Source organism: Phytobacter cepae, assembly GCF_054165735.1.
This window is the reverse complement of the sequence record NZ_CM135107.1, coordinates 1,747,364-1,760,314: the sequence shown is the minus strand read 5'-3', so window position 1 is coordinate 1,760,314 and position 12,951 is coordinate 1,747,364. Positions and strand designations below refer to the sequence as shown.

Here is a 12,951-nt window from a genome sequence, read left to right as displayed (position 1 = left end):
TACAAATGATTTCAATTCTCACTTGTATTTACAATATTCCATTTTTTCTACACAATCTTTCCGCTTCGCCATCCCGAGAGTCCTTAAAAGACAAACGCTTAGATTTCTCATGGTTTTCAGATGGCGCTTTTTCATTGAAACGGAATGATATGATGACACCTCGCGCAAAAATAGTTGCTGTCGCAATCTGCACAGCCATGACACCTTCCTTGCTTCACGCAGCCGACCAGGACACCCTGGTGGTATCGGCAACCGGGTTCGAGCAAAAAATTCAGAATGCTCCCGCCTCCATTTCGGTTATCTCTAAACAGCAGATTGAAGACAAAGCGTATCGCGATGTCACCGATGCGCTGAAAGATGTTCCCGGCGTCGTGGTCACCGGTGGGGCCAGCAGCAGTGATATCAGCATTCGCGGCATGGGCTCTCAGTACACCCTTTTCCTGGTCAACGGCAAACGCATCAGCACCCGTGGCACCCGTCCAAACAGCGACAACGCCGGGATCGAACAGGGATGGTTGCCGCCGCTGGAATCCATTGAGCGTATTGAAGTGATTCGTGGGCCGATGTCTTCACTGTATGGTTCGGATGCGATGGGCGGCGTCATCAATGTCATCACCAAAAAAGTGTCGAATACCCGGGGCTGGAGCGGCGCCCTGCATGGCGATGCGACCTGGCAGGAGAATCGCGACTCCGGCGATCTTTATCAGACCAATGCGTATGCGTCTGGTCCGTTAGTTGATGGCCTGCTGGGGGCCAAAGTGACCGGGCTGTTCTCACGTCGCGCCGAAGATAACATTCTTAACGGCTACAACGAACAGCGTCTGCGTAACGGCGGCATCACCCTGAACCTCACGCCAGATGATAAAAACGACATTGATTTTGATGTATCACGCGAGTTGCAGGACCGTAACAGTACGCCGGGCAAGTCATCTGCCGCCGAGAGCTGCCGTGGCAACGTCTGTACGCCCAACAGCAAAAGCGAAAGCCGCTACGAGCACACCACCTATGCCTTGACCCACAGCGGTTACTACGACGACGTTAACACCACCAGCTACCTCCAGCAGGAAGAGACCAATAACCCCGGTCGTGAAATGAAGTCGTATAACACCATTTTTAATACCCAAAATCAGATCTTCCTCGATGCGCATACCCTGACGCTGGGCGGTCAGTATCGCTACGAAAAACTGCGCGATAACGGTAACCAGCTGGAAGCGGCAGACGGTCTGAATAAGCTGACCCGTTGGAGCTGGGCGCTGTTCGCAGAAGATGAATGGGCCATTCTCGATAATCTGAGCCTGACCGGCGGTCTGCGCATGGATAAAGACGAAAACTACGGGACCAACTGGACGCCGCGTGGCTACGGCGTCTGGCATCTGACCGAGCAATGGACGCTGAAAGGCGGCGTATCCGCCGGTTACCGTGCACCGGATCTGCGTCAGTCATCGGCAAACTGGGGCCAGGTTACCGGCGGTGGGCGTCTGAACGGCATTATTGTCGGCAATCCGGATCTCAAACCCGAGAAGAGCGTTAGCGAAGAACTGGCCTTACTGTGGGATAACAACGACAATCTCAACGCTGGCATCACCCTCTTCAATACTGATTTCAAAAACAAAATCACTGAGGTGCGTCGTTGCAACAGCAGCGCCGATCCGGCCTGTACTATTGGTAGCGTGAGCTATGATTTCGTCAGCGACCGGGTGAACGTCGACAAAGCCAATATGCGCGGCGTGGAGTCGACCTTCGGCTGGAAAATCACCCCGGACCTCAACCTGACCGCGAACTATACCTTCACCGAGTCTGAGCAGAAGAGCGGGCAGTTCTCCGGTAAGCCACTGAATAAAATGCCGAAGCATATGCTCAATACCACCCTGGACTGGCAGGCCACTCAGGATGTGGGTGTGTGGAGCCGCCTTAACTTCCGTGGCAAAACCTCGGAATACCTGAGCCGTACCACCATGTCGCAGGGCACTCCGTCTTATACCCAGGTGGATATCGGTCTGCGCTATAACGCCACCAAAGACCTGCTGGTTTCCGCTGGCGTCTACAACGTGCTGGATAAGCAAATTGATTACGAAACCTATGACACCATTCTCGACGGTCGCCGCTATACCCTCGGCTTAAACTATAACTTCTGATAGCGCGCATGAGTTCTGCCGGATGGCGGCGTAAGCGCCTTATCCGGCCTACGGTTTGCCTTTGACCTCGTAGGCCTGATAAGCGAAGCGCCATCAGGCATCATGCTGTTTCATATGAAAACGCCCCGACATCTGCCCGTCTTGTCGGATGGCGGCTAACGCCTTATCCGACCTACGGTTTGACTTTGACCTCGTAGGCCTGATAAGCGAAGCGCCATCAGGCATCCTGCTGTTTCACATGAAAACGCCCCGACATCTCTGCCCGTCTTGTCGGATGGCGGCTAACGCCTTATCCGACCTACGGTTTGTCTTTGACCTCGTAGGCCTGATAAGCGAAGCGCCATCAGGCATCATGCTGTTTCATATGAAAACGCCCTGACATCTGCCCGTCTTGTCGGGTGGCGGCTAACGCCTTATCCGGCCTACGGTTTGTCTTTGACCTCGTAGGCCTGATAAGCGAAGCGCCATCAGGCATCCTGCTGTTTCACATGAAAACGCCCCGATATCTCTGCCCGTCTTGTCGGGTGGCGGCTAACGCCTTATCCGGCCTACGGTTTGCCTTTGACCTCGTAGGCCTGATAAGCGAAGCGCCATCAGGCATCATGCTGTTTCACATGAAAAAACGCCCCGACATCTCTGCCCGTCTTGTCGGATGGCGGCTAACGCCTTATCCGGCCTACGGTTTGCCTTTGACCTCGTAGGCCTGATAAGCGAAGCGCCATCAGGCATCATGCTGTTTCACATGAAAACGCTCATTTATAGCTCACGGTATATTCCAGCATACCGTCTGCTTTGCCGCCGGTGGCCGTGGCGGCGGTCTGTATATAGCGGGCATACAGCGGCACGGTCACCGTCGTGCTGCCGTTATTCGACAGCGGATCGGTGTAATTATAGGTCTCTGCGGTTAAGTTCATTACCCCGGCATCGCTCTGGCTGCGGGAGAGCTGAATGCCAAACCCCGTCGCCCCCGAGATCTGATCCTTTAATTTCATTGCCCCTGCTGCCACACCGTTCAGCGGCGTCAGCGTCACGCTGAATGTATTGCTGGTGAACGCATTTTGGGCAGTGACCGTCGAACCGTTATATGTCGCATTGGTGCTGGTTCCGTAGCCGTTAAACTGCCCGCAGCCGTCGAGGTAAATACTGGCATCAACCCAGTCGCTGTGGCTGCCGGTACCGCTGAAATCGCTGAGCTTGTGCGCGCCCATGTTCACGGTCATCGCTTTGCTGGCGGGGGTGATATTGCAGGTCGGTACCGTCACGGTAATCGTTCCGGTCATCCGGATGCGGTAGATTTCCACCATGCTGTCGGCCTGGCCAAACGTGTAAATGATCTCCGGCAGGGTACTGGCATCAATCGGGCCCGGCTCCACCGTATTGCCGGTTTTGAAGATTTCCAGCCAGGAAAAGGCATTATAATTACTCAACCCGCAACCCCAGACATTTGCGCACTGCCCGCCCACCGCCTGGGTCAGAAGCATGGTCCCCATGGCCCCTGCGGAAGCGCTGATTTTAATGCCAATACCACTGAGGTTGGTTGCCCAGGTTTTACTGCCCGGCGGGTTTTCGGAAAGCGTGGTGTTCAGTTTGTAGCCGTAGTAGAAGGGTTTTACAGCATCACAGTTAATCTGAAACTCGCCCTGATTGGCCAGAATGATATTCTGATCATAGACCTTCTGCCCCACCGCCAGCCCGGACGTGACCGAGATGCTGGTATTCACTGGCATGGTCAGCGTTTTAGTGGCATTAAACGGCTTGTCAGCGGCAAACTCGCACAACGCGTTTGCCTGCCAGGAAAAGGCGAGCAAACTTAACAAAATCAGCAGCACATATATTCCCTTGCGCACCATCCTTCCTCCTTGTTTTACCGGATGCGTCTGCTGCCCTGACTCTACGGAAAGGGCAAAACAAACCAGGGAATATTACCGGCACAGCGGGGTCCGGATAAAAATATTGTTTTTGGTGGGTAGGCGTTTATCTTCGATAATAGCCGGAACGGTGTTTTTTCAGGCAGAAATAAAATGTAAGTAAATGGGCAGCGCGGAAAAAAATGAATAATGCTGAGTTGTTATTTTCATTACGTTTTTTACCATGAAGCCGTTATTTTTTGTCACTAATTAAATAGCCCCGACATCTCTGCCCGTCTTGTCGGATGGCGGCTAACGCCTTATCCGACCTACGGTTTGTCTTTGACCTCGTAGGCCTGATAAGCGAAGCGCCATCAGGCATCCTGCTGTTTCACATGAAAACGCTCATTTATAACTCACGGTGTATTCCAGCATACCGTCTGCTTTACCGCCGGTGGGCGTGGCGGCGGTCTGTATATAGCGGGCGTATAACGGCACGGTCACCGTTGTGCTGCCGTTATTCGACAGCGGATCGGTGTAATTATAAGTCGCCCCGGTTAAGTTCATGATTCCGGCATCGCTCTGGCTGCGGGAGAGCTGAATGCCAAACCCCGTCGCCCCCGAGCTTTGATCTTTTAATTTCATTGCCCCTGCTGCCACACCGTTCAGCGGCGTCAGCGTCACGCTGAATTTATTGCTGGTGAACGCGTTTCTGACCGCCACCGTCGAACCGTTATATGTCGCATTGGTGCTGGTTCCGTAGCCGTTAAATTGCCCGCAGCCGTCGAGATAAATACTGGCATCAACCCAGCCGCTGTGGCTGCCGGTACCGCTGAAATCGCTGAGCTTGTGCACGCCCATATTTACGGTCATCGCTTTGCTGGCGGGGGTGATATTGCAGGTCGGTACCGTCACAGTAATCGTTCCGGTCATCTGGATGCGGTAGATTTCCACCATACCGTCGGCCTGGCCCGCAGTGTAGACAATTTCCGGCAGCGTACTGGCATCAATCGTGCCCGCCTCCACCGTATTACCCGTTTTGAAGATTTCCAGCCACCAAGGTATAGTTTCACTATAACCAGCCGACCAACCGCAAGACCAGCTATTTGCGCAACCACTCAACGCCTGTGTCACGGGCATAGCCCCCATGGCCCCTGCGTCAGTGCTGATTTTAATCCCGATGCCAGTGAGGTTGGTTGCCCAGGTTTTACTGCCCGGCAACGTTTCGGAAAGCGTGGTGTTCAGGTTCAAGCTGTGGAAGTAAGGCCCGGCGGCATCGCATTGAATAGAAAACGCGCCCTGATTCGCCAGGCGGATATCCTGATCGTAGACCTTCTGCCCCACCGCCAGCCCCGCCGTGACCGAGATACTGGCATTCACCGGCATGGTCAGCGTTTTGGTGACGCTTAAGGGCCTGTCACTTCTAAACCAGCACAGGGCGTTTGCCTGCCCGGAAAAGGCGAATAAACCTGACACCATCAGCAGCACATATATTCCCTTGCGCACCATTCTTCCTCCTTGTTTTTAGCGGATGCGTCTGTTGCCCTAACTTAACGGAAAGGGCAAAACAAACCAGGGAATATTACCGGCACAGCGGGGTCCAGATAAAAATATTGTTTTTGGTGGGTAAGTGCTTATCTTCGATAATAACCGGAACGGTGTTTTTTCAGGCAGAAATAAAGTGTAAGAAAATGGGCAGCGCGGAATAAAGAAATAATGCTGAGTTGCTATTTTCGTTACGTTTTTTACCATTAAGCCGTTATTTTTTGTCACTAATTAAATAGCCCCGACATCTCTGCCCGTCTTGTCGGATGGCGGCTAACGCCTTATCCGACCTACGGTTTGTCTTTGACCTCGTAGGCCTGATAAGCGAAGCGCCATCAGGCGTCATGCTGTTTCACATGAAAACGCCCCGACATCTCTGCCGGGGCGTTTTCTGAATTTCAGTATGCTCTCAGTTATAACTCACGGTATATTCCAGCATACCGTCTGCTTTACCCCCCGTCGCCGTGGCGGCGGTCTGTATATAGCGGGCGTATAACGGCACGGTCACCGTTGTGCTGCCGTTATTCGACAGCGGATCGGTGTAATTATAGGTCTCCCCGGTTAAGTTCATTACCCCGGCATCGCTCTGGCTGCGGGAGAGCTGAATGCCAAACCCCGTCGCCCCCGAGATCTGATCTTTTAATTTCATTGCCCCTGCTGCCACGCCGTTCAGCGGCGTCAGCGTCACGCTGAATTTATTGCTGGTGAACGCATTTTTAGCCGCCACCGTCGAACCGTTATATGTTGCATTGGTGCTGGTTCCGTAGCCGTTAAACTGCCCGCAGCCGTCGAGGTAGATACTGGCATCAACCCAGCCGGTGTGGCTACCGGTGCCGCTGAAATCGCTGAGCTTGTGCGCCCCCATATTTACGGTCATTACTTTGCTGGCGGTGCTGATATTGCAGGTCGGTACGTTGACTGTAATCGTTCCGGTCATCCGGATGCGGTACATTTCCACCATACTGTCGGCCTGGCCAAAACTGTAAATAATCTCCGGCAGGGTACTGGCATCAATCGGGCCCGGCTCCACCGTATTGCCCGTTTTAAAGATTTCCAGCCAGGAAAAGGCATCATAATTATTCTTACCGCAACCCTCGCTGATTGAGCACTGTCCACCCACCGCCTGGGTCAGGAGCGTGGTCCCCATAGCCCCTGCAGAAGCGCTGATTTTAATGCCAATGCCCGTGAGGTTGGTTGCCCAGGTTTTACTGCCCGGCGGTTTTTCGGAAAGCGTGGTGTCCAGGATATAGCCGTAGTAGAAAGGCTGAGCGGAATCACATTGAATAAAATATGCGCCCTGATTGGCCAGAATGATGTTCTGATCGTAGATCTTCTGCCCCACCGCCAGCCCCGACGTGACGGAGATGCTGGCATTGACGGGCATGGTCAGCGTTTTGACGCTATGAAACCCATAGCCCGTGTTAAACCGGCACTTCGCATTTGCCTGCTCAGAAAAGACTATCAGGCTCAATAGCATCAGCAGCACATGCATTCCCTTACACATTATCCTGCCTCCTTATTTTACCGGATGCGTCTGCAGCCCCTACTTAATGAAAAAGGCATAATACCCCAACGAATATTATCTTTGGCAGCTAAAATACCATCTTCGATAATAGCCAGAAAGGCGTTTTTTTAGCCAAAAATAAAATATAAGTAAATGGGCATTGCTGAGTAAAGAAATAGCGCTGAGCCTCTCTTTTTACTGCGTTTTGTGTGGAACCGTTAATTTTTGCGGAAAATTTTATTATCTGTTCACATTTACTGTACTTACCGAGATGACCTGACAACGCCCCGGCATTTTGCCGAGGCTGGCTACTGCATCCGGTATACGCTCATTTATAACTCACGGTGTATTCCAGCATACCGTCAGCTTTACCCCCCGTCGCCGTGGCGGCGGTCTGTATATAGCGGGCGAATAACGGCACGGTCACCGTTGTGCTGCCGTTACTGGACAGCGGATCGGTGTAATTATAGGTCTCCCCGGTTAAGTTCATTACTCCGGCATCGCTCTGGCTGCGGGAGAGCTGAATGCCAAACCCCGTTGCCCCCGAGATCTGATCTTTTAATTTCATCGCCCCTGCTGCCACGCCGTTCAGCGGCGTCAGCGTCACGCTGAATTTATCGCTGGTGAACGCATTTTGGGCCACCACCGTTGAACCGTTATATGTCGCATTGGTGCTGGTTCCGTAGCCGTTAAACTGCCCGCAGCCGTCGAGGTAAATACTGGCATCAACCCAGCCGCTGTGGCTGCCGGTGCCGCTGAAATCGCTGAGCTTGTGCGCGCCCATATTCACGGTCATCGCTTTGCTGGCGGGGGTGATATTGCAGGTCGGTACTGTCACAGTAATGGTTCCGCTCATCCGGATGCGGTAGATTTCCACCATACTGTCGTCCTGGCCAAACGTGTAAATGATCTCCGGCAGGGTACTGGCATCAATCGGGCCCGGTGCCACCGTATTGCCCGTTTTGAATATTTCCAGCCAGGAATAGGCATCAAAATTACTCAAAGCGCAATTCTCACTGTTTGTGCACGGTCCACCCACCGCCTGTGTTACGGGCAGAGCCCCCATGGCCCCAGCGTTGGCGCTGATTTTAATGCCGATGCCCGTCAGAGTGGTTGCCCAGGTTTTACTGCCCGGGGAGGTTTCAGAAAGCGTGGTGTTCAGATTGTATCCGTAGTAGAACGGTTTTGTAGAATCACATTGAATTGAAAATTTGCCCTGATTGGCCAGAATGATATTCTGATCGAAGACCTTCTGCCCCACCGCCAGCCCCGGCGTGACGGAGATGCTGGCATTGACCGGCATGGTCAGCGTTTTGGTAGCATGAAACGGCATGCCAGCGTCAAACCAGCACAGCGCGTTTGCCTGTTCAGAAAAGGCGAATAAACCTAACACCATCAGCAGCACATGTATTCCCTTGCGCACCGTTTTTCCTCCTTGTTTTAGCGGATGCTTCTGCAGCCTTGACGTAACGGAAAAGACATAACAACCCAGGGAATATTATCGGCACAGCGGGGTCCGGATAAAAATATTGTTTTTGGTGGGTAAAATCTTATCTTCGATAATAGCCGAAACGGTGTTTTTTCAGGCAGAAAAAAAATGTAAGAAAATGGGTGGCACGGAAGAGAGGAATAATGCTGAGTTGCTATTTTTACTGCGTTTTTTTCGTGAGTCCGTTAGTTTTTGTGGCAAAGTTTATTATCTGTTCATATTTTACTTATAACAAAAAAGCCAGTGGGTAATTAATCCACTGGCTTTTTTGTTATGCAAAAGTCGTAAACAAGGGGTTACTTCTTAAAGCGCTCCGGGAACACCATGTCTTTGTAGCTGACAAAATGGGTGCCTTTAGAGAACTTGTAACCGAACCAGATAATCAGGAACAGCGGGATACCAATATAGGTTGCGGCGACGCCACCCCAGTCAATGGTGTCGGCCAGGAAGGCTTCATAGTTCTGACCAAGGGTAATGATGAGGCACAGCACGAAGGCGAAAATCGGCCCCAGCGGGAAGAAACCTGAACGGTACGGCAGATTGTTGAGGTCATTGCCCTGCAGAACATAACCGCGACGGAAGCGATAGTGGCTGATAGCAATCCCCAGCCAGGCAATAAAGCCTGTCATACCGGAGGTGTTCAGCAGCCACAGGTAAACCGTCTGGTTGCCAAACATTGAGGTCAGGAAGCACAGCCCGGCAATCACCGTGGTGGCGTAGAGCGCGTTGCGTGGTACACCGCCTTTCGACAGTTTGGCGAAAATGCGCGGGGCTTTGCCATCGCAGGCCAGGGTGTAAAGCATACGGGTCGAGGCGTACATACCCGAGTTACCGGCAGAGAGAACCGCTGTCAGGATGACGGCGTTCATGATCGCCGCCGCAGAGAGCAGACCGGCATGCTGGAACACCAGGGTGAACGGACTGACGCTGATGTCTTTCACGTCATTACGCAGCAGGCTCGGATCGGTATAAGGAATGATCAGGCTGATAATCAGAATCGCGAAGACATAGAACAGCAGGATACGCCAGAAGACCTGGCGCACCGCGCGCGGAATATTCTTCTCCGGGTCTTCGGACTCCCCCGCCGCGATACCAATCAGCTCGGTGCCCTGGAAGGAGAAGCCAACAATCATCGCCACGCCGATCATCGCCGACAGGCCGCCCGCAAAGGGTGCGTCACCGGTCGTCCAGTTACTCCAGCCCACCGGCTGCGCACCTTTAAAGATGCCGACAATCATCATGATGCCCACCACGATGAAGATGATGACGGTCGCCACCTTAATCAGTGAGAACCAGTACTCCGCTTCCCCAAATCCTTTTACCGAGATGTAGTTCAGCAGGAAGATGACGCACAGGAACAGGGCGCTCCAGATCCAGCCCGGCGTGTCCGGGAACCACCAGGTCATCACCAGTTGTGAGGCCACAAGGTCAACGGCGATGGTGACCGCCCAGTTGTACCAGTAGTTCCAGCCCAGCGCGAAGCCAAAGCCTTCTTCTACGTAGTTCTGTCCGTAGGTTGCGAACGAGCCCGAAACCGGCATATAAGCCGCCAGCTCGCCGAGGCTGGTCATCAGGAAATAGACCATCAGACCGATAAGAATATAAGAGAACAGTGCGCCGCCTGGGCCGGCCGCAGAAATCGTCGCCCCTGATGCGACAAACAGCCCTGTACCGATGGAACCGCCAATGGCGATCATCGTCAGGTGACGCGCCTTGAGTTCACGGCGTAGCGTGGGCGCTTGTGTGGTTTTAGTTTCGGAAACCATAAGAAAATGCTATCCATCCAAAAAATGAGGGGCGATTGTAGCAAACGAAAAGGCTTCAATCCGGCACAAAAAACCTCTTATTAGAGACCTTCATGATAGCGGATGGATTATAAGTAAGGCAGGGTCAAAGACTGCACAAAACAGCTCCCTCGCCTCTTTGCGGCTGAGCCCCCACGTATTATTACGTTTTACAGCGATAACGCTGCGCCATGAGAATATAACAGTCACCGCGATGACTGGGTCCGGCTGAAAATCGACGAAGCGTATCCGTAAGGCCGGGGCGACGCGCAGGGATGCGCGGCGAGGGCGACTTTACACGGACGTTACCTTCGCCCGTCCCCGATAAGCCTGAAGGAATACGCTAAGTGGACCGCGCCAGCGGCGATTTTCCTGGCCGGGAGCCCGGGTCGCCAGGGCGGTGGCGGTGAACCGCCCTGGCACGTTCACGGGTTCTGGCATTATAGAAAAGCAAGGAACATAAGGTGAACGGAATGACCATCAGAGCCGCATGTTTCCCCTCACCCTTGCCCTCTCCCCAAAGAGGAGAGGGGACTGTCCGTGCTCGTATTATTTTGTGGGGATCCCTCAGCCCTCAAGGGAGAAAGTTAGCGAAATAAAGAGCTAATTCAACCCCCTCACTGATGCAATAAACTGCTGCAACTCAGGCGTTCTCGGCTGGTTAAAGAATGACTTGCTCTCTCCCTGCTCCCAGACTTTTCCCTGATGCATAAACACCACTCTGTCGCCCACTTCCCGGGCAAAACTCATCTCATGGGTCACCAGAATCAGCGTCATGCCCTCGGCGGCAAGCTGCTCCAGCACGCGCAATACCTCCCCCACCAGTTCCGGGTCCAGTGCCGAGGTAATTTCGTCGCACAACAGCACTTTCGGTTTCATCGCCAGCGCGCGGGCAATCGCCACGCGTTGCTGCTGCCCCCCGGAGAGACTTGATGGATAATAGCCCATACGCTCACCTAACCCGACCTTCTCCAGCATCTCTTTTGCCAACTGGCGGCACTCGTCAGCAGGCAATTTCAGCACCCGGCGCGGGGCCAGCATCACGTTTTCCAGCGCGGTCATATGAGGAAACAGGTTGAAGCTCTGAAACACCATCCCGACAGAACGACTGATTTCACGGGCTTGCGAATCTCTGTCCGTCACCGTCATGCCACCGAGCTTGATGCTGCCGTCCTGGTAACCTTCCAGGCCGTTCATGCAGCGCAGCAACGTGCTTTTACCCGAGCCGCTGCGCCCGATAATCGACACCACTTCGCCCATTTCGATATCCAGACTGACGCCCTTCAGCACATGGTTGTCGCCGTAATATTTTTGCACGTCATTAATGGTGATGAGCGGCATGGAATTTCTTCTCCAGGTAACGGCTGTAACGCGACAGCGGGTAACACATCAGGAAATAGCCCAGCGCGACCAGGCCAAACACTTTAAAGGGTGCAAAGGTAACGTTATTGAGCATGGTGCCCGCCTTGGTGAGTTCAACAAATCCAATAATGGACGCCAGGGCTGTCCCCTTCACCACCTGCACGGAGAAGCCCACCGTCGGGGCGATGGCAATACGTATTGCCTGGGGCGCAATGACACGAAACAGCGTCTGACCGAAGCTTAACCCCAGGCAACGGCACGCCTCCCACTGCCCCTTTGGTAACGCTTTGATGCTGCCGTACCAGATGTCGAGCAAAAAGGCGCTGGTGAATAAGGTCAGTGCCAGCGTGGCCGCCGTCCAGGGGCTGACATCAATGCCAAACAGCGCGAGACCAAAGAACGCCAGGAAGAGCTGCATCAACAGCGGTGTGCCCTGAAACACGGCGGCGTAGGTCGCAATAAGGCGTTTCGGCCACACCCAACGGCTGATGCGCAGCACCAGCAGAGGCAAAGTCACCAGGGTGCCGCAAATAAAGGCAATCAGAGAGAGCAGCAGCGTCCAGCGCGCGGCCAGCAGCAGGTTGCGCAGAATATCCCAGTCGGTAAATGTGCTCATCAGTGTTCACTCCCTAACCACTTGCGCCCGGCGGCCAGCAGCACCTGACGCATCAGCAATGAGAGCGCAAGGTACAGCAGCGTGGTGACCAGATAGACTTCAAAACTCAAAAAAGTGCGAGACTGAATCAGGTTCGCCATAAAGGTCAGCTCTTCATAGGAGACCTGCGACACCACCGATGATCCCAGCATCACGATGATGCATTGACTCACCAGCGCCGGGTAAATCCGCCCCAGCGCCGGGGGAAGGATCACCCGTATAAAGGTCTGCACTTTCGTTAATCCCAGCACCCTCGCCGCTTCCCACTGGCCTTTTGGCGCGACCTGAATACCGGCGCGGATAATTTCGGTGCTGTAGGCGCCCAGATTTATCAACATGGCAATCAGCGCCGCCTGCCCTGCCGTGAGCTTGAGGCCAAGCCCCGGCAGGCCAAACACAATGAAAAAAAGCTGCACCACGAAAGGGGTGTTACGGATCAGCTCCACATACGCCCCCCAGAGATGGCTGATGAGCGTGGGTTTACCACTGCGTAGCGCCGCGCCGATGATCCCGAGCGACACCCCACCGAGGGTCGCCACGGTGGTCAGCGTGACCGTGGTCCACAGCCCCGCCAGCAGCTGCGGCCAGAAGGGCCAGAGGGCAGCAAAATCAAGGGTTGTCGTCATGCCA

11 protein-coding genes and 1 pseudogene are annotated in these 12,951 nt (G+C 53.8%); 2 read left to right on the top strand and 10 right to left on the bottom strand.

The window, feature by feature from the left end:
- Positions 1 to 28: 28 nt before the first annotated feature.
- Complete coding sequence (locus ACUY4Q_RS08135) at positions 29 to 199, bottom strand: hypothetical protein (protein WP_458047448.1); 171 nt, start codon at positions 197 to 199, stop codon at positions 29 to 31.
- On the opposite strand from ACUY4Q_RS08135, the gene ACUY4Q_RS08130 reads away from it, so the two are divergent.
- Positions 150 to 2,135, top strand: coding sequence for a ligand-gated channel protein (locus ACUY4Q_RS08130; RefSeq protein WP_458046537.1), 1,986 nt, complete (start codon positions 150 to 152; stop codon positions 2,133 to 2,135). The genes ACUY4Q_RS08135 and ACUY4Q_RS08130 overlap by 50 nt on opposite strands.
- Here the strand turns inward: ACUY4Q_RS08130 and ACUY4Q_RS08125 are convergent.
- Positions 2,123 to 2,239 (bottom strand): annotated as a pseudogene (locus tag ACUY4Q_RS08125) (hypothetical protein); the annotation flags it as partial. The gene ACUY4Q_RS08130 and the pseudogene ACUY4Q_RS08125 sit on opposite strands and share 13 nt — an antisense overlap.
- A 384-nt stretch (positions 2,240 to 2,623) precedes the next feature.
- Between ACUY4Q_RS08125 and ACUY4Q_RS08120 the strand changes: the two are divergent.
- The gene (locus ACUY4Q_RS08120) at positions 2,624 to 2,836 is read left to right on the top strand and encodes a hypothetical protein (RefSeq protein WP_458046536.1); all 213 of its coding nucleotides are present in this window, start codon (positions 2,624 to 2,626) and stop codon (positions 2,834 to 2,836) included.
- A 51-nt stretch (positions 2,837 to 2,887) separates the two neighbouring features.
- Here the strand turns inward: ACUY4Q_RS08120 and ACUY4Q_RS08115 are convergent, their stop codons facing one another.
- The 8 genes from ACUY4Q_RS08115 to ACUY4Q_RS08080 form a co-directional block, all read right to left on the bottom strand.
- Complete coding sequence (locus ACUY4Q_RS08115) at positions 2,888 to 3,985, bottom strand: fimbrial protein (RefSeq protein WP_458046535.1); 1,098 nt, start codon at positions 3,983 to 3,985, stop codon at positions 2,888 to 2,890.
- A gap of 402 nt (positions 3,986 to 4,387) precedes the next feature.
- Positions 4,388 to 5,491, bottom strand: a complete 1,104-nt coding sequence (locus ACUY4Q_RS08110; RefSeq protein WP_458046534.1) for a fimbrial protein — start codon at positions 5,489 to 5,491, stop codon at positions 4,388 to 4,390.
- Between the two features lie 445 nt (positions 5,492 to 5,936).
- Positions 5,937 to 7,031: a fimbrial protein gene (locus ACUY4Q_RS08105; RefSeq protein WP_458046533.1), complete on the bottom strand. Its 1,095-nt coding sequence runs from the start codon at positions 7,029 to 7,031 to the stop codon at positions 5,937 to 5,939.
- Positions 7,032 to 7,359: 328 nt separating this feature from the next.
- Positions 7,360 to 8,454 carry a fimbrial protein gene (locus tag ACUY4Q_RS08100; RefSeq protein WP_458046532.1) on the bottom strand — a complete coding sequence of 365 codons (1,095 nt, stop codon included), beginning with the start codon at positions 8,452 to 8,454 and terminating at the stop codon, positions 7,360 to 7,362.
- Between the two features lie 362 nt (positions 8,455 to 8,816).
- Positions 8,817 to 10,286, bottom strand: coding sequence for an amino acid permease (locus tag ACUY4Q_RS08095; RefSeq protein WP_458046531.1), 1,470 nt, complete (start codon positions 10,284 to 10,286; stop codon positions 8,817 to 8,819).
- A 621-nt stretch (positions 10,287 to 10,907) separates the two neighbouring features.
- On the bottom strand, positions 10,908 to 11,645 hold the full coding sequence (locus ACUY4Q_RS08090; protein ID WP_458046530.1) for an amino acid ABC transporter ATP-binding protein: 738 nt from the start codon (positions 11,643 to 11,645) through the stop codon (positions 10,908 to 10,910).
- Positions 11,626 to 12,282, bottom strand: coding sequence for an amino acid ABC transporter permease (locus ACUY4Q_RS08085; protein WP_458046529.1), 657 nt, complete (start codon positions 12,280 to 12,282; stop codon positions 11,626 to 11,628). Before ACUY4Q_RS08085 ends, ACUY4Q_RS08090 begins: the two co-directional genes overlap by 20 nt.
- Positions 12,282 to 12,947: an amino acid ABC transporter permease gene (locus ACUY4Q_RS08080; RefSeq protein WP_458046528.1), complete on the bottom strand. Its 666-nt coding sequence runs from the start codon at positions 12,945 to 12,947 to the stop codon at positions 12,282 to 12,284. The genes ACUY4Q_RS08085 and ACUY4Q_RS08080 overlap by 1 nt, the downstream gene beginning before the upstream one ends.
- Positions 12,948 to 12,951 lie beyond the last annotated feature (4 nt).